This is a genomic window from Paraburkholderia phymatum STM815, from assembly GCF_000020045.1.
GTDB classification, from domain to species: domain Bacteria; phylum Pseudomonadota; class Gammaproteobacteria; order Burkholderiales; family Burkholderiaceae; genus Paraburkholderia; species Paraburkholderia phymatum.
Window position 1 is genome coordinate 1,193,096 of the sequence record NC_010625.1, and the last position, 15,960, is coordinate 1,209,055.

At 62.7% G+C, this 15,960-nt stretch carries 13 protein-coding genes and 1 pseudogene; 8 read left to right on the forward strand and 6 right to left on the reverse strand.

What is annotated here, in order from left to right:
* Nucleotides 1–16 precede the first annotated feature (16 nt).
* The 4 genes from BPHY_RS32880 to BPHY_RS32895 all read left to right on the forward strand — a co-directional run bounded on the left by BPHY_RS32880 (nucleotide 17) and on the right by BPHY_RS32895 (nucleotide 4,326).
* Complete coding sequence (locus tag BPHY_RS32880; protein ID WP_012405791.1) at nucleotides 17–568, forward strand: thioredoxin family protein; 552 nt, start codon at nucleotides 17–19, stop codon at nucleotides 566–568.
* Nucleotides 569–783: 215 nt separating this feature from the next.
* The gene (locus tag BPHY_RS32885) at nucleotides 784–1,662 is read left to right on the forward strand and encodes a tyrosine-type recombinase/integrase (protein WP_012405792.1); all 879 of its coding nucleotides are present in this window, start codon (nucleotides 784–786) and stop codon (nucleotides 1,660–1,662) included.
* Between the two features lie 8 nt (nucleotides 1,663–1,670).
* Entirely contained in the window at nucleotides 1,671–2,879 is a 1,209-nt protein-coding gene (locus BPHY_RS32890; RefSeq protein ID WP_012405793.1) for an IS91 family transposase, read from the forward strand.
* 457 nt (nucleotides 2,880–3,336) lie between these two features.
* Nucleotides 3,337–4,326 carry a bifunctional helix-turn-helix transcriptional regulator/GNAT family N-acetyltransferase gene (locus BPHY_RS32895; protein WP_012405794.1) on the forward strand — a complete coding sequence of 330 codons (990 nt, stop codon included), beginning with the start codon at nucleotides 3,337–3,339 and terminating at the stop codon, nucleotides 4,324–4,326.
* 5 nt (nucleotides 4,327–4,331) lie between these two features.
* On the opposite strand, the pseudogene hpaH reads toward BPHY_RS32895, so the two are convergent.
* Nucleotides 4,332–4,998: pseudogene (gene hpaH, locus BPHY_RS40295) on the reverse strand (2-oxo-hept-4-ene-1,7-dioate hydratase); the annotation flags it as partial.
* A 330-nt stretch (nucleotides 4,999–5,328) separates the two neighbouring features.
* Here hpaH and BPHY_RS32905 point away from each other — a divergent pair.
* Nucleotides 5,329–5,745, forward strand: a complete 417-nt coding sequence (locus BPHY_RS32905) for a heme-binding protein (RefSeq protein ID WP_012405796.1) — start codon at nucleotides 5,329–5,331, stop codon at nucleotides 5,743–5,745.
* Between the two features lie 63 nt (nucleotides 5,746–5,808).
* A complete protein-coding gene (locus tag BPHY_RS32910) occupies nucleotides 5,809–7,989 on the forward strand; it encodes a malate synthase G (protein WP_012405797.1) in 2,181 nt (726 codons plus the stop codon).
* 85 nt (nucleotides 7,990–8,074) lie between these two features.
* On the opposite strand, the gene BPHY_RS32915 is transcribed toward BPHY_RS32910, so the two are convergent.
* The 3 genes from BPHY_RS32915 to BPHY_RS32925 form a co-directional block, all read right to left on the reverse strand.
* Nucleotides 8,075–9,514: an MFS transporter gene (locus tag BPHY_RS32915; protein ID WP_012405798.1), complete on the reverse strand. Its 1,440-nt coding sequence runs from the start codon at nucleotides 9,512–9,514 to the stop codon at nucleotides 8,075–8,077.
* 95 nt (nucleotides 9,515–9,609) lie between these two features.
* Nucleotides 9,610–10,761 (reverse strand): CaiB/BaiF CoA transferase family protein, encoded by a 1,152-nt coding sequence (locus tag BPHY_RS32920; protein WP_012405799.1) that lies wholly within the window; start codon nucleotides 10,759–10,761, stop codon nucleotides 9,610–9,612.
* Nucleotides 10,762–10,773: 12 nt separating this feature from the next.
* Nucleotides 10,774–11,733: a hydroxymethylglutaryl-CoA lyase gene (locus tag BPHY_RS32925; RefSeq protein ID WP_012405800.1), complete on the reverse strand. Its 960-nt coding sequence runs from the start codon at nucleotides 11,731–11,733 to the stop codon at nucleotides 10,774–10,776.
* A gap of 137 nt (nucleotides 11,734–11,870) precedes the next feature.
* On the opposite strand from BPHY_RS32925, the gene BPHY_RS32930 reads away from it, so the two are divergent.
* Nucleotides 11,871–12,788, forward strand: coding sequence for a LysR substrate-binding domain-containing protein (locus BPHY_RS32930; RefSeq protein ID WP_012405801.1), 918 nt, complete (start codon nucleotides 11,871–11,873; stop codon nucleotides 12,786–12,788).
* Between the two features lie 6 nt (nucleotides 12,789–12,794).
* Here the strand turns inward: BPHY_RS32930 and mdtD are convergent, their stop codons facing one another.
* Nucleotides 12,795–14,300 (reverse strand): multidrug transporter subunit MdtD, encoded by a 1,506-nt coding sequence (gene mdtD / locus BPHY_RS32935; protein WP_012405802.1) that lies wholly within the window; start codon nucleotides 14,298–14,300, stop codon nucleotides 12,795–12,797.
* Nucleotides 14,301–14,334: 34 nt separating this feature from the next.
* Between mdtD and BPHY_RS32940 the strand changes: the two genes are divergently transcribed.
* The gene (locus BPHY_RS32940) at nucleotides 14,335–15,195 is read left to right on the forward strand and encodes a LysR family transcriptional regulator (protein ID WP_012405803.1); all 861 of its coding nucleotides are present in this window, start codon (nucleotides 14,335–14,337) and stop codon (nucleotides 15,193–15,195) included.
* Nucleotides 15,196–15,227: 32 nt separating this feature from the next.
* Here the strand turns inward: BPHY_RS32940 and BPHY_RS32945 are convergent, their stop codons facing one another.
* Nucleotides 15,228–15,911: an HAD family hydrolase gene (locus BPHY_RS32945; protein ID WP_012405804.1), complete on the reverse strand. Its 684-nt coding sequence runs from the start codon at nucleotides 15,909–15,911 to the stop codon at nucleotides 15,228–15,230.
* Between the last annotated feature and the right edge of the window lie 49 nt (nucleotides 15,912–15,960).

Consider the following 15,960-nt stretch of genomic DNA (forward strand, 5'->3'; position numbering starts at 1 on the left):
GACCAAGGAGCAATGGATGGCAACAGAATCTCCTCCCGGCCAACTCGGAGTCAAAGCTCCGCGCTTCACCTTGCCCGCCACCGACGGGCGCAGTTATACACTCGACGACGTACGCGGCCCGAACGGGCTCGTCGTCGTCTTCATGTGCAATCACTGTCCGTATGTGCAAGCCGCATTACCGCGCATCGTGCGCGACGCGCAGGATCTCGCGAAGCTCGGCATCGGCACGGTAGGCATCAATTCGAACGACGGGATCGCGTATCCCGAAGATTCCTTCGAGCGTATGATCGCGCTCGCCGCCGAACTGCACCTGCCATTCCCGTATCTGTATGACGAGTCGCAGCAGGTCGCGCGCGCTTACGACGCGGTGTGTACGCCGGAATTCTATGGCTTCGATTCGGAGTTGTCATTGCGATACCGCGGCCGGCTGGACGCGTCGCGCAAAGACCCGCTCCCCGAAGCAGACCGTGATCTCTTCGAAGCGATGCAGCAGATCGCGCAGACGGGGCGGGGCCCCGATACGCAGCATCCGGCGCTAGGCTGTTCGATCAAGTGGAAGTTCGAGTGACGACCTGGCCTGTTGCATAAGTTGCATAAGTTGCATAAGTTGCATTGTACTAAACCGCTGACGCGGTAGTAGGAGGTGGGCACAGATCTGTGGCTGACGTTTCATGAAGCGGGTCGTCTGGCGCTGAACCCCGGCGAGGCGGTGATCGATATCGCCAGGAGCAGTATGTGAACGCCCGGTTGGGCATTCCACCTACTGCTTCCAGGAGGCTCGCCATGACGCCACTGCGCCAACGCATGCTGCATGACATGCAGATCCGCAACCTTGCAGAGAATACCCAGAAGTCCTATCTGATTCAGGTATCCAGTTTCGCGCGCCACTTCCGCCGTTCGCCCGAACTGCTGGGTCCCGAGGAGATCCGGGCCTGGCTCATCTATCTCCGCGAAGAGCGCAAGCTGGCACCCGCCAGTCTCAGCCCGGCGATCGGTGCGCTGCGCTTTCTCTATCGCGTGACGCTCAAACGTGACTGGAGTGACGAGGATTTCCCATTGCCCAGGAAGCCGGTCCGCCTGCCGGTTGTCCTCAGCCTGGAGGAGATCACCACCTTCTTCGACTCGATCCCCAGCCTGAAGCATCGGACCATCCTGATGGTTGCCTACGCCGCCGGCCTGCGCGTGTCGGAAGTCGTCCACCTGAAGGTCACGGACATCGACAGCAAGCGCATGGTCATCCGTGTGAACCAGGGCAAGAACCGCAAGGATCGCTACGTAATGCTCTCGCCGCGTCTGCTTGAGATCCTCAGAACGTACTGGCAAGACGCTCACCCCCGCGGCTGGCTGTTTCCCGGTGATATTCCTGGACACCCCATCACTCGGGGCGCCGTCTCGCGAATCTGCGCTCTCGCTCGCCAACGATGTGGCATCCGGAAGCCGATAACACCGCATTCCTTGAGACATGCATTCGCGACTCATCTGCTCGAAGCCGGTACCGATGTGCGCAGGATCCAGCTGCTCATGGGCCATAGGTCCCTCGCGACTACTTCGCGCTACTTGAGAATCGCGACCAGCACCGTATGTGCGACAGCGAGTCCCTTCGATCTGCTGCCGCACCCCGCACCGATTCCATCGCCGCCACCTGCGCCCGAGTACTTCTGACGCCGGCGATGCGCCCGGCGCTCGAGGTGGCGGACATCCTTCGCCGCTGTGGTCCGCAGTATCGGCAGACCCACGCCGAGGGGCTCACTCGTGTCCAGCGGCGCGTGATGAGTGCAATCGAGCTTTGTCGTACCGCCGCGCTCGGCGGGCATGTCGAGCGGTGCGACGCGTGCGGCCATCAGCGCATCGCGTACGACTCGTGCCGCAATAGACATTGCCCAAAGTGCCAGTCGCTTGCACGTGCGCAATGGCTTGAACGCCGGCAGGCCGAGCTGCTTCCCGAGACCGAGTACTTCCATGTCGTCTTCACGCTTCCCGAACCCATCGCGGCTCTCGCGTACCAGAACAAACGCGTGCTCTACGACATGCTGTTTCGCGCCAGCGCCGAGACTCTTCGCACGATCGCTGCCGATCCGAAGCACCTGGGCGCCGAGATCGGCTTCATCACGATCCTGCACACGTGGGGGCAGAATCTGCTGCACCACCCGCACGTGCATTGTGTCGTGCCCGGTGGTGGCATCTCCCCGGACGGTGAACGCTGGATCGCCTGCCGCCCCGGCTTCTTCCTGCCTGTGCGGGTGCTCTCACGACTCTTTCGCCGACTGTTCCTCGAGCAGCTGCGCCGCGCTTTTGACGCTGGCATGCTTCGCCTGCACGGCCAGCTCGAGTTCCTGGGGGATGCCAGGGAATTCGCTGCCTGGCTTGCGCCCGCTGCCAAGTCTGAGTGGGTCGTCTACGCCAAGCCACCCTTTGGCGGTGCCGAACATGTGCTCGATTACCTGGGGCGCTATACCCATCGCGTCGCCATCTCCAATAACCGGCTGCTGGGTTTCGACGGAAACGGCGTGCAGTTCCGCTGGAAGGACTACCGGCACGAGGCCCGGCACAGGACCATGACGCTCACGGCTGACGAATTCATCCGCCGCTTCCTGCTGCACGTGCTGCCCGACGGCTTCAAGCGCATTCGCAGCTACGGCTGGCTCGCCAACTGCCACCGGGCGCAGCGCCTGGCCATCTGCCGGCACCTGCTCGGCGTCGAGCCGCCCGCCGCCGAATTACCCGCCAACGGAGAAGATTACCGCGACCGCTACCAGCGGCTCACCGGCAGGTCATTGCGTGACTGCCCCGTGTGCGGCAAGGGCCACATGGTCCGCATCGAAGGCGGCGTGCCCGGCATCCTTCCGCGGGCTCCGCCTGCTCCCGCCCATGTGCACTAGCCGATATCGACACTTTTGCCCAACACGCTCGCCTTGCCCGATCAGGCCTGCGTGCCCGAACTCGTGCCTTCGGTATGCTCTCGCAGCACAATGCTCCGAAACTTCGGCTTACCCGCCCACTGAAGCTCGCATTGCTGCCGCGCTCACGGTGCATCCCGCACTCGCTCGCCCTGAACCTCGGCGCGATAGTCACGCCCCGAGTATCGCGAACCACCGAGTCGTTCATTCAATGCCCATAGCCGCGACCGCCCGTGGAGCGGTTTAGCACAAACGTTTTTTTGATTACCGATCTCGGATTTGCCTCGCTTAGCCTGTTCAGGCGTCTGCGGCCGCGATCGCTAACCAAAAAAACCTCTGCTTAAGTTGCATAAGTTGCATAAGTTGCATAAGTTGCATAAGTTGCATAAGTTGCATAACGCAACTATAGTGGTTGCGATGCGCAACTACAGGAGCCGCTGTGGATATCGTCGACGCACCCGTCCAGTTGCGCGACAAGACGATCCTCGAACTGCGTGAGTTCTCGCGCAAGCTCGTTCGCGAACTGGGTTTCATGCGCTCCACGTTGGCGGAAAGCGATCTCGCGCCCTCTGCAGTTCATGCGATTCTCGAAATCGGCGCAACGCCCGGCATGCAAGCGCGCGACCTCGCGCAACTGCTACGCCTCGACAAGTCGAATGCGAGCCGGCAAATCACGAAACTGGAAATGGCGGGGCTGGTCGAGCGCATTGCATCGAGCGATGACGCACGGTCTTCGGCGCTTCATCTGACCAAAGCGGGCCAGCAGCTTCGCAAGAGGATCGACAAGTTCGCGACGGACCAGGTGTCGAGCGCGCTGCGCAAGCTCGCCCCTTCCGATCAGCAGTCGCTGGTGCGCGCGCTGTCGCTGTACGCAAGCGCGCTCGCGCAGGACAACGACGCGAAGGAAACGCAAGGCGCGACGCCTGCCGTGCAAATCGTCGAAGGCTATCGGCCGGGCTGTATCGGCGGCATCGTGAGTCTTCATGCGCGCTACTATTCGCAGCATTCGGGCTTCGGCGTGTACTTCGAAAAGCTCGTCGCAACGGGGCTTGCCGAGTTCGCGGGAACGCTGCCGGATCCCGACAGGCAACTGTGGCTCGTGTGTGACAACGGGAGAACGTTGGCGTCGCTGGCTATCGACGGAAATGCGCAGACACGTGTCGCGCATCTGCGCTGGTTTATCGTCGACGATACGCTGCGCGGCACGGGCGTCGGCCGGCAGTTGATGACGCGTGCGATGGCCTTTGTCGACGAACGTTTCGACGAAACGTATCTGTGGACGTTCAAGGGTCTCGACGCCGCGCGCCATCTATATGAGGCGTTCGGTTTCGAACTTGCCGAAGAAGCCGAAGGCACGCAGTGGGGAAAACCGGTTGTCGAACAGCGCTTCGTGCGCCACCGGGCGCCACCGAAACGGACATGCCCCTGAGCCCGTCAAACGAAATTCAACGCGATGCCGCCGAGCGGGCCGTAGTCGACGTGAAACGTATCGCCTGCGCGCGGGAACCGGTGCGGTGAATGAGCCGCTGAGTATGACGTCGTTGGCATTCAGCCCTTCGTCATACGGCGCGATCTTGTTCGCGAGCCACGCGACGCCCGTCGCAGGATGGTTCAACACTGCGGCAGCGAGACCGCTCTCTTCGACGGCGCCGTTCGTGTACAGCAGCGCCCCGATCCAGCGCAGATCGACATCCATCGGACGCACGGGACGGCCACCCATCACAATGCCCGCATTGGCCGCGAAATCGGAAATGGTATCGAAGACCTTGCGCGGTGCTTTCGTTTCGCGGTCGAACTGTTCAATGCGCGCGTCGATAATTTCGACGGCGGGAGAGACATAAGCCGTCGCATCGAGTACACCGAAAAGCGTCACGCCCGGACCTCGGAGCGGCTTTGCGAGAATGAACGCCAGCTCCACTTCGACTCGCGGCGCAATGAAGCGGTCCGCCCGTATGTCCCGCCCGCTTTCGATAAACATGCTGTCGAGAAGCGGCGCATAGTCCGGTTCGTCGATCTGCGACGAACGTTGCATTGCACGCGAGGTCAAGCCGATCTTGCGACCCTTGATGATGTGCCCTTCGGCGAGCTTCAGCTTCACCCATAAACTGGCGGTACGCATATTTACTAACATATTAGTAGTATTCGCGTCGTGCTTCGCAGGATCAAGTGCATGGATGTGTGCAGCGGGTTTTCCCTGACGCCGCGCCTGTGCGGCGTTGTCTGGCTGAAATAGGGTGAGAAAAACTGGTATGACCAGTGTTCCACCGGGTCGACAAGCCGCTCAGAACGCGGAACAATGAGCACCAAGTCATATATAAGACTGGATCTCGACTGCACGCGGGCGGTGCACCCCGTATGGGCCAACGTGCGCTTGCGGCTGGCGGCAGATCCTCCGTCGAAAACCATTTCAATCGTTTCAGGAAATCGCAACATGCAGACAAAATCCGTGCTGACGGTCGCCGAGTCGACGAAAATCATCGAAGCGGCGCGTGCCGAAGCCGAACGCAACCAGTGGGCCGTCGCGATTGCCGTGGTGGACGACGGCGGGCATCTGCTGTCGCTGCTGCGCCTCGACAACTGCGCGCCGATCAGCGCGTATATCGCGACTGACAAGGCCCGCACGGCGGCGCTCGGCCGCCGGGAATCGAAGCAATATGAAGACATGATCAACGGCGGCCGCACCGCATTCCTGAGCGCGCCGCTGTCGGGCACGCTGGAAGGCGGCGTGCCCGTCGTGGTAAATGGTCAGGTGATCGGCGCCGTCGGTGTATCCGGCGTCAAGGCCGATCAGGATGCGCAGGTGGCAAAGGCCGGTGCCGCGGCCGGTGCCAGTCACGCAAACAGTTGAGCCCCGACACTGGAAAGCGAATAGAAACCGATTGCCCCGAATTTGCCCCTCTTGGAACAGCCCATGACCCAAATGACCCAACGCGGCGGATTGCAGGTCGCCGCGAACCTCGAACAGTTCATCGAAAAGGAAGCCCTGCCAGGAACCGGTGTCGATAGCGCCGCGTTCTGGGCCGGTTTCGATGCCATCGTGCACGATCTCGCGCCGAAGAACCGCGCACTGCTCGCCGAACGCGACCGCCTGCAGGTCGAACTGGATACCTGGCATCGCGCCAATCCCGGCCCGGTGCGCGACCTGCGCGCATACCGCGGCTTCCTGGAGAGCATCGGCTATATCGTGCCGACGCCTGCGAGTGTAAAAGCCACCACCGACAACGTCGACAGCGAAATCGCCGAACAGGCGGGTCCACAGCTCGTCGTGCCGCTGTCGAACCAGCGTTACGCGCTGAATGCCGCCAACGCGCGCTGGGGTAGCTTGTATGACGCGCTGTACGGCACGGATGCCATCGACGAAACGGACGGCGCCGAGCGCACCGCGAAGTTCAACCCGGTGCGCGGCGCACGCGTGATCGCGTTCGCGCGCAAGTTCCTCGACGACGCCGCGCCGCTCGAAAACGGTTCGCACAAGGACTCAACCGGCTACCGCGTCGAGAACGGCAAGCTGAGCGTCGCGCTGAAGAGCGGCGCGACGGCGCTGCGAGACCCGGCTCAATTCGTCGGCTATCAGGGCGACGCGAATGCGCCGTCCGCCGTGCTGCTCAAGCACAACGGCCTGCACTTCGAAATCCAGATCGACGCTGACGATTCGATCGGCAAGACCGACCCCGCGAACATCAAAGACGTGCTCATGGAAGCGGCCGTCAGCACGATTATCGATTGCGAAGACTCGGTCGCCGCCGTCGATGCCGACGACAAGGTGCAGCTCTATCGCAACTGGCTCGGCCTGATGGTCGGCAATCTGACGGAAGAAGTCACGAAGGGCGGCAAGACCTTCACGCGCCGCCTGAACGCGGACCGCGAATATCACGGCGCAGATGGCAAGCCGGTGAAGCTGCATGGCCGCTCGCTGCTGTTCATCCGCAACGTCGGCCATCTGATGACGAACCCGGCCGTGCTCGACCGCGACGGCAACGAGATCCCCGAAGGCATTCTGGATGGCGTCGTCACGACGCTGTGCGCGCTGCACGACCGCACGCACAAGCTCAATTCGCGCACGGGCTCGATCTACATCGTCAAGCCGAAGATGCACGGCCCCGCTGAAGTTGCGTTCGCGAGCGAGCTGTTCGCGCGCGTCGAAGATCTGCTCGGCCTTGCGCGCAACACGATCAAGATGGGCATCATGGATGAGGAGCGCCGCACGAGCGTGAACCTTGCCGCATGTATCGCCGAAGCGGCGCAGCGCGTTGCGTTCATCAACACGGGCTTCCTGGACCGGACGGGCGACGAGATGCACAGTTCGATGGAAGCCGGCCCGATGATGCGCAAGGGCGACATGAAGTCGAGCAAGTGGATTGCCGCGTATGAGCGCAGCAACGTGCTGGTCGGCCTCGCTGCGGGGCTGCGCGGCCGCGCGCAGATCGGCAAGGGCATGTGGGCGATGCCCGATCTGATGAAGGCGATGCTCGAACAGAAGATCGGACATCCGAAGGCGGGCGCGAACACGGCATGGGTGCCCTCGCCCACGGCCGCGACGCTGCATGCGCTGCACTACCACCAGGTCGACGTGCAGGCAGTGCAGAAGGAACTCGAACGCACGGATCTTGCGAGTGTGCGCGACGAGCTGCTGGACGGCCTGCTGACTATCCCCGTCGTCGAAAAAGCGCAGTGGAGCGACACCGAAATTCGCCAGGAAATCGAGAACAACGCGCAAGGCATTCTCGGCTATGTGGTGCGCTGGATCGATCAGGGTGTCGGCTGCTCGAAGGTGCCGGATATTCATAATGTCGGCCTGATGGAAGACCGTGCCACGCTGCGCATCTCGAGCCAGCACATCGCGAACTGGCTGCGTCATGGTGTGGTCAGGCAGGAGCTCGTGCTGGAAACGCTCAAGCTGATGGCGAAGGTCGTCGACCAGCAAAATGCGGGCGATCCGGGCTACAAGCCGATGGCGCCTGACTTCGACAGGTCGATTGCGTTCAAGGCGGCGTGCGCGCTGGTGTTCGAAGGCTGCGCGCAGCCTAGCGGCTATACGGAACCGCTGTTGCACAAGTTCCGTCTGCAACTGAAGGAAGCCGGCAACGCCTGATGCGAACCGTGTGACTGCCGGATGTCGTGAACACGCCGGCCGGGTCGATCGACCCGGCCGGCGTTTTTCTTTTGGTGTCAATGCGTCAGTGGCACAAGTCTTCGAGCCGCACGCCGTTCGTCTTCGGCCCGAACCCGCCGATCGAAATCATCACCACGAGCATGCACGCCGTGATGCCGGCAAACACGCCCGCCACGCCGAACTCGCGCAGCAAGTGGGCGATGATGAAACCCGACATCATCGCGCCCACGCGGCTCGCCGAATATACGATGCCATTCGCGCGGCAACGGATGCGCGTCGGAAAGAGCTCGGCCTGGTAAGCGTGATAGCAAACGGAAATGGTCTGTCCCGCGAGGCTGATGAGCACGCCCAGCACGATGAGCGGCACCACTGTTTTCATCTGGCCGAACATCAGCCCGAACACGACCACGGCCAATGCGGAACCGACGATCAGCCATTTTCGCTGCACCTTGTCTGCGAACAGCATCGCGAGCAATGGCCCTGAAGGCAGGGCAATCGCGATGATGAATGAATACAGCAGGCTCTTCGTCACCGTGATGCCTTGGCCGATCAGCAGCGTCGGCACCCAGTTCGCGAAACCGTAATAGCCGATCGCCTGACAAAAGTTGAACACGATCAGCATGACGAGACGCGAGCGATACGGCGCCTGCCACAACTCCGCGAGCGACGCGCGGCGGTGCAGCGGTTGTTCGACGGCGGGCAGCGGCGCGGGCAGCGCGCGGCCGCTTTGCAACTCGGCCATCTCCTCCATCTTCCTGACCACACGTTCGCCGCGCTCGACATGTCCATGACTCGCGAGCCAACGCGGGCTTTCGGGCACGACGAGGCGAATGAACCACACGACCACCGCACCCGCCGCGCCGAGCAGAACGACCCAGCGCCAGCCGTCGATGCCCATGAACGTCGTCGGCACGAGCCAGTACGACAGAATCGCGGCTGCGGGAGCGGCTGCGAACATCACTGCCTGGTTGAACGCCATCGCGCGGCCGCGCATATGCTGCGGAACGAGTTCGGTGATGTAGCTGTCGATCGTCACGATCTCGATGCCTACACCGATACCCGTGATGAAGCGCCACAGAATCAGCCCTTCCGGCGACGTCTGACAGGCCATGATCAACGAGCCGATCGAATACCACAGCAGCGAGATAGTGAAGACCTTGCGTCGCCCGAAGCGGTCGGGCAGCCAGCCGAAGCAGAACGTGCCGACGAACAGACCCGCGAACGTCGAAGCGATGAATCCCGCTATGCCCTGCAAGCCGAAGAACGATTCCGTCGTGGTCTTGAGCATCCCGCTCTTCGCGAGGCCCGGCGCGATGTAGCCGGTGAAGATCAGATCGTAGACCTCGAAGAAGCCGCCCAGCGAGATCAACAGAACGAGCATCCACAGATAACGCGTGACGGGCAAGCGGTCCATGCGCGCCGACAGGGCAGCAGCGGCGCGCAAATTGGTATGCGCTTCGGTTGATGCAAACGGCGAATCGTGCGCGGTGATAGTGCGCTGCATAGGTGTCTCCTGGTAGTCTCCATCGGCCCTGAATTGATTTGGCTGCCTGATTGTTTTCATGTCGATCGCACGAGTCTTTCCTCAAGCGTCGTGAATCACGCAGCCGCCCTTCCCGTCAGCCGCGCGAGAATTTCCTGCGTGTGCTCACCGACTTTCGCGAGCGCCTGACGCACGCCGGGCCGGCGGCCGCCCAAAGTCAGCGGGAGCAGGACGACTTCCGTGGTATCGCCGTCGTCGGTCTGCATCGGCACGAGGCCTCCGCTTTGCTTCAGATGCGGGTCGTCGAACAGTTGATCGGGACGCACGATCGGCGCGTACGGAATGCCCGCCGCTTCCAGCTTCGGCGCCAGTTCTGCAGCGCGCTGATGCCTGAGAATTTCGCCAAGCCGCCCGAGCAGTTCCGGGCGCACGGCAACGCGCATCGCGTTGTCCGCGAACTGCGGTTCGTTCGCGAGATCGGGCCGCGCGAGCACATCGCACAGCGTGACGAACTGCTTGTCGCTCACGGCGCCGATGAACAGCTGCTCGTCGTTCGCAAGCGTGAACACGTCGTACACGCTCCATGCGGAAACACGCGATGGCATCGGCGGCGGCGCTTCATGCGTCATCGCGTATTGCTGCATATGCTGACCGGCGAGGAACACGCAGTTCTCGAACAGCGCGCTCTGCACTTCCTGTCCGCGCCCCGTGAAATCGCGCTCGCGCAGCGCGGCCAGCACGCCGATCGAGCCGAACATGCCGCCCATGATGTCGTTGACCGACGTACCCGCGCGCAGCGGTCGGCCCGCAGGACCTGTCATATACGACAGGCCGCCCATCATCTGTACGACTTCATCGAGCGCCAGGCGCTTTTCATACGGCCCAGGCAAGAAGCCCTTGTGCGATACATAAATCAGGCGCGGATATTTCTTCGACAGCGTGTCGTAGTCCAGTCCCAGCTTGTTCATCAAACCGGGCCGGAAATTTTCGAGCATCACGTCGGACTGGCCGATCAGTTCTTCTGCTGCTGCATGCCCTTCCGGCGTGTTGATATCGAGCACGACGCTCTTCTTGTTGCGATTGAACGTGCGGAAAAAGCCGATGCCGAGACCCGGCAGCTTGCGCGTCTTGTCTCCGCCGGGCGGTTCGATCTTGATCACTTCAGCGCCGAGATCGGCGAGAATCATCCCGCACGTCGGGCCCATGACCATGTGTGTGAATTCGATAACGCGCACGCCTTCGAGCGGCAGTCGGTTGCAGGTGCTCATGTCGATCCTCGATCAGGCAATGGCGTCTTGATGAATGGCGTGCTTCGCAACGCCGTCGAACGTCTTCGGCAGGCCCGCGAGCCACAGCGCGCCGTGCAATGTCTCGTTGGGCAGCCACTGCGCGATCTGCCCGCGCAACGCGAGCAGCTGTTCGATGTCGATGCCCGTTTCGATGCCCATGTCCGCGAGCATGAACGCAAGGTCTTCGCTCGATGCATTGCCGCTCGCGCCCGGCGCATGCGGACAGCCGCCGATGCCCGCAAGCGTCGCATCGAAGCGCGCGACGCCTGCTTCGAGCGCCGCGTACACGTTCGCCAGCGCGAGGCCGCGCGTGTCGTGAAAGTGGCCGCACCAAAAGCGCTCGCCGGCGATATGACGCGCCTTCTCGAACAGATCGCGCACGGCGGCCGGGCTCGCGTAGCCGACGGTATCCGCGATGCTGACGCGGTCGGCGCCTGCGTCGAGCAACGCCTGCATGCAGCGCAACACTTCGCCCTGATCGACAACGCCCTGGATCGTGCAGCCGAACGCTGTGCCGATGCCGCCTTCAATCAGCGTCTTCGAGCCCGCCGCGTCGCGCGCGGCACGCATGCGCGCCACTTCCGCAACCGCTTCATCGGGCGTTTTGCGCAGATTCGCGAGGCTATGCGCATGGCTCGCGGAGAGCGGCACGAGCATCAGATCGGCGCGTGAGTCGATCGCCCGTTCGGCGCCCTTCAGGTTCGGCACGAGTACCGACACGCGCAAATCCGGCAACGTCTTCGCGTACGCGACCAGCTGCGCGGTATCCGCGAGCTGCGGCAACCAACGCGCGGGCACGAACGAACCGACTTCGATTTCGCGCTGACCGGCCGCGTACGCAGCGGCGATCCACTCGCGTTTCTGCTGCGTCGGAAGAATGGTCTGAATGCTTTGCAGCCCGTCGCGCAGGCCGACTTCGCGAATCACGACACTGGTGGGAAAGGGGGGCATGGAAGCTGTCTCCGTTTGCGTGCCGGTCGTTCCGGGTGCCGGCGTTGTGCTAACTTTAGACATTCCATACGATACATAAAGCGCTAATTTGGAAGCGCCAGGTTTCCAGCACGGAAACTCACACGGAGACACAGCCGATGCGTGACATCGACCTTAAGACCTTGCGGCTGGTGGTGGCCGTCTGCGAGCACAAGAACATGGCGCGCGCCGCCCACGACGAGCACATCGAGCCTTCCGCCGTCAGCAAGCGGATCGCGCAACTGGAAAGCGATCTCGGCGTGCCGCTCTTCACGCGCTCGCGACGCGGTGTGCTGCCGACACCCGCAGGCGTCGCGCTGCTCGAACACGCGCGCAACGTGCTGTTCACGATGGACCGGATCGCGAGCGACGTCGCCGCGTTCGGCAGCGGCTTGCGGGGCAGCGTAAGCATGTGCGCGTCGGCATCGGCGATCGCGGAGAGTTTGCTCGATGACGTCGCGTCGTTCATGAACATGCCCGCGCACGAGAACATCCGCGTGCGTGTCGAAGAGTGGCTGTCGCACGATCTCGTACGGCGCCTGCGCGAGGGCGCCGCGTCGGTCGGCGTGTGCTGGGACAACGTCGATCTGGAAGGACTCGAGCATCGGCCGTATCGCGACGACCGGCTTGCGCTTGCCGTGCACCCTGGCCATCCGCTCGCGAAGCGCGCAACGTTGCGCTTTACGGACACGCTTGACTATGAGCACGTCGGCCTGCCGCCGGCAACCGCCGTGCACATGATGTTGCAGCGTGCGGCGGCGCGGGCGGGCGGAACGGTGTCGTACCGGGCAGTGGTGTCGAATTTCGATGCTGCGTTTCGCGTCGTGGCCGCGAAGCTCGGCATCAGCGTGATTCCGCAAGTGGTCGGCGAAACTTACGCGCGCATTCTCGATGTGCGCGTCATTCCGCTCACCGACGAATGGGCGAAGCGCAAGTTCGTCGTGTGCTTTCGCGATTTCGAATCGCTACAGCCGGCCGCCCAGCGCATGGTCGATCATCTCGTCGAGCGGGCGCGGCACACGCATGCGAAACATTGAAGCGAGTCAGCGCGCCGTGCGTGCAGCAACAGCGGGCCGCGCCGCCGATACATCGAGCCGCCGGAACACGAGCGCCGACAGCAGCGTAATGACGCTGACGCATATGAAGCTGAGCATGAAGCCCGTCGACGACGAGCCCAGACGATCGGAAAACAGGCTGACGAGCCCGCCGCCGATCGACACGCCCAGCGCGATCGCCAGCATCTGCACCATCGAAAACAGGCTGTTGCCGCTGCCCGCGTCCGCGTGCGAAAGACCCTTGAGCGTGACGCTGTTCATCGCGGCGAACTGCATCGAGTTAGCCGCGCCGAACACCGCGAGCAGCGCGATTTCCAGCAGCGGCGTCGAGTCTTTCGACACCAGCGCGAACGCCATGATCGACGAACCGACGATCATCGTATTCACCAGCAAAAACGCCGAATAGCCGAAGCGTCTGATCAGCGGCGCGATCCATTGCTTCGACACGGTGCCCGCAATTGCAGCGGGCAGCATCATCAGCCCCGAGCGCAACGGCGAATAGCCGAGTTGAACCTGCATCAGCAGCGGCAACATGAACGGCACCGCACTCGATCCGATACGGCACAGCAGATTGCCGATCAGACCGATGCTGAAATTCGGCTCACTGAAGAGCGCCAGCCTGAACAGCGGACGGCTGTTCGAACGTGCATGCGGAATGTATGCGAGCGCCGCGCACAGCCCCGCCACCGCAAGCCCCACCGACCACTCCACGCGATGCGCGTTGATCGGCGGATCGATCGCAAGCGACAACAGGGTCATCGCGAGCGAAAGCAGACCGCAGCCGATGAAATCGAAGGGCGGCGGATGCGTTGCATGGTCGTGCGGCAGGAAGCGCTGCACGGCGACCAGACCGATTGCACCCACGGGCACGTTGACGAGAAAGATCCAGTGCCATGAGATCGCTTGCGTGAGCCAGCCGCCCAACGTCGGGCCGAGGATCGGCCCCACCTGCCCTGCAATGGAAACGAAAGCGAGCGCCGACACATACTGCTCGCCCGGCACGCTGCGCAATACGGCGAGCCGCCCAATAGGCAGCAGCATCGATCCGCCGATGCCTTGCAGCACGCGCGCCATCACCAACTGGTCGAGCGTATGCGCGCCGGCGCAGCACAGCGAGCCGAGCACGAACACGAGAATGGCGGCGAAATACACGCGACGCGTGCCGAAACGGTCGGCGAACCAGCCGGAAGCGGGTGTGAGAAGCGCCATCGTCAGCGAGTACGACACGACGACGGGCTGCATCGAGAGCGGCGATGCGTGGAGGCTTTGCGCCATCGAAGGCAGCGCGGTGTTGACGATCGTTGTGTCGAGCGCCTGCATGAAGAACGCAGCGGCGACGATCCACAGTAGCGCAGTGTGTGAGAAATCGCGGGTCATGATGAAGTTCGGCAGGGCACGACGCACGCGGCCATCGTGCTGCTCCGGGCATGCTCGTCCAGATGCAGCGGTGATGGTATCGATTTCACCGGCAATCGGGAAGCCGCCTGAAACCATTGACTGTTATCGCAAATGCCAATGACAATGCCGCATGCTCAATCCCCTCTGGCTCAGGACGTTCGCGACCGTTACCAACTGCCGCAGCTTCACGGAAGCGGGCAAACGGCTTGGTCTGAATCAGTCGAGCGTCAGCGAACATATCCGCCGGCTCGAAGAGAGCGTCGGCCGGCGGCTGTTCGTGCGCGACACGCATTCGCTCGCAATGACAGCCGACGGCGAAGCGCTGCTCGTACACGCGAACGTGATTCTGCAGGCCATGAATCGCGCCGAATCGCAATTCCGCAAGCCGCGCCTCAAGGGACGCGTGCGGCTCGGCACATCCGACGATATCGCGCTGGGCGCCTTGCCGACCGTGCTGGCCGCATTCCGCCACGCACATCCCGACGTCGAACTGGACATCACCATCGGCATGACGAGCCGCCTGTATGAACTGCTCGATGCCGGCTCGATTGATCTGCTCGTCGGCAAGCGGCGGCTCGGCGAGCGGCGCGGCACGCCGTTGCTGCGCTCGCGGCTCGAATGGATTGCGCGGCCGGGCACGGTCGTCGATCTCAACCAGCCGTTGCCGCTCGTGCTCGTCGCCGAGCCGAGCGTCACGCGCGCAGTCGTGCTCAATGCGCTCGCGGAGAAAGGCTTTGGCTGGGAAGTGATCTGCACCAGCAGCAGCCACGCTGGCTGCATCGCCGCCGCTCGCGGGGGCTTGGGATTGACGGCGAAATCGCAATACGTGTCGGCGCGCGGCCTCTCGCCGCCCGTGAACAGCGCGAGCCTGCCCGCGCTGCCGGACGTCGAATTCATTGCGCTCGCAGCGAAGCGGCTCAGTCACCCTGCCGGCACGCTGCTCGAGTTGCTGCAGGGCAGCGATCTGAGCGGCGAATGGATGAGTGAATAGCGGCGCTTCTGCCTGTTTCCGCTCGTTCAGCGTCAGCCTTTCGCGGCCAATGCCTCGAAGTCGATCGACGTCAGTTCACCGATTCTTTCGATCGTAATGTCAGGGTCCGGATACTTCGCGATCTCCCTGGCATCGAGCGCGTAATGCCCCTGACGCGGAAAAATCGTCGTCAGCCGGGCGCCCCACTTCTCTTTCATGGCCGTGAGGATGCGCAGCTTGTCGTCGACCATCACATAATGCCGCGCGGGATAGTGCGCGATCACGTCGTCGAGCATCAGTTCCTTGTGAATGTAGATCATCACGCGCCCTTCGACCTCGTCCCACAAGCCCGAGCGCGAGACCTTGCGCGGCTGGAACACGACGTCGCCATCGGAAAGAATCGCGGTCTTGCCGAAGCGGCTCGCATAGCGAAGCGCGTCGAGCGCGCCCGGAAAAATGCGGTTCGCGAACGGGTAGTCGATCAGATAGCACGACATCAGCAGAAGTTGCGTATCGTCCTGATGCTCGTTGCGATAGCGCTGCAACGCGCCGAGATAGTCCGCGTAACCAAGCTCGGCGCGCAGGTCTTCGAATAGTTGCCAGTAGCGCGCGCTGTTCCGTTCGCCGAATTGCCGCGTCATGTGCGTACGCAGGTCGCTCAACACGTGGTCGTTATCGAGCAGCGTGTTGTCGACGTCGAACAGAAAGACCACGTCGTTGCTTGATGGTGTGTCCATTCACGTTACCTCGCGTCGGTCGGGTATGTTGATGAAGCACGGCGTGCAT

Bases quoted from the DNA above. Each gene is read 5' to 3' on its own strand.
- BPHY_RS32910 (WP_012405797.1), top strand. From the start codon at position 5,809: ATGACCCAAATGACCCAACGCGGCGGATTGCAGGTCGCCGCGAACCTC.
- mdtD (WP_012405802.1), bottom strand. From the start codon at position 14,300: ATGGTTTCAGGCGGCTTCCCGATTGCCGGTGAAATCGATACCATCACC.
- BPHY_RS32915 (WP_012405798.1), bottom strand. From the start codon at position 9,514: ATGCAGCGCACTATCACCGCGCACGATTCGCCGTTTGCATCAACCGAA.
- BPHY_RS32920 (WP_012405799.1), bottom strand. From the start codon at position 10,761: ATGAGCACCTGCAACCGACTGCCGCTCGAAGGCGTGCGCGTTATCGAA.
- BPHY_RS32930 (WP_012405801.1), top strand. From the start codon at position 11,871: ATGCGTGACATCGACCTTAAGACCTTGCGGCTGGTGGTGGCCGTCTGC.
- BPHY_RS32940 (WP_012405803.1), top strand. From the start codon at position 14,335: ATGCTCAATCCCCTCTGGCTCAGGACGTTCGCGACCGTTACCAACTGC.
- BPHY_RS32885 (WP_012405792.1), top strand. From the start codon at position 784: ATGACGCCACTGCGCCAACGCATGCTGCATGACATGCAGATCCGCAAC.
- BPHY_RS32880 (WP_012405791.1), top strand. From the start codon at position 17: ATGGCAACAGAATCTCCTCCCGGCCAACTCGGAGTCAAAGCTCCGCGC.
- BPHY_RS32945 (WP_012405804.1), bottom strand. From the start codon at position 15,911: ATGGACACACCATCAAGCAACGACGTGGTCTTTCTGTTCGACGTCGAC.
- BPHY_RS32925 (WP_012405800.1), bottom strand. From the start codon at position 11,733: ATGCCCCCCTTTCCCACCAGTGTCGTGATTCGCGAAGTCGGCCTGCGC.
- BPHY_RS32890 (WP_012405793.1), top strand. From the start codon at position 1,671: ATGCGCCCGGCGCTCGAGGTGGCGGACATCCTTCGCCGCTGTGGTCCG.
- BPHY_RS32905 (WP_012405796.1), top strand. From the start codon at position 5,329: ATGCAGACAAAATCCGTGCTGACGGTCGCCGAGTCGACGAAAATCATC.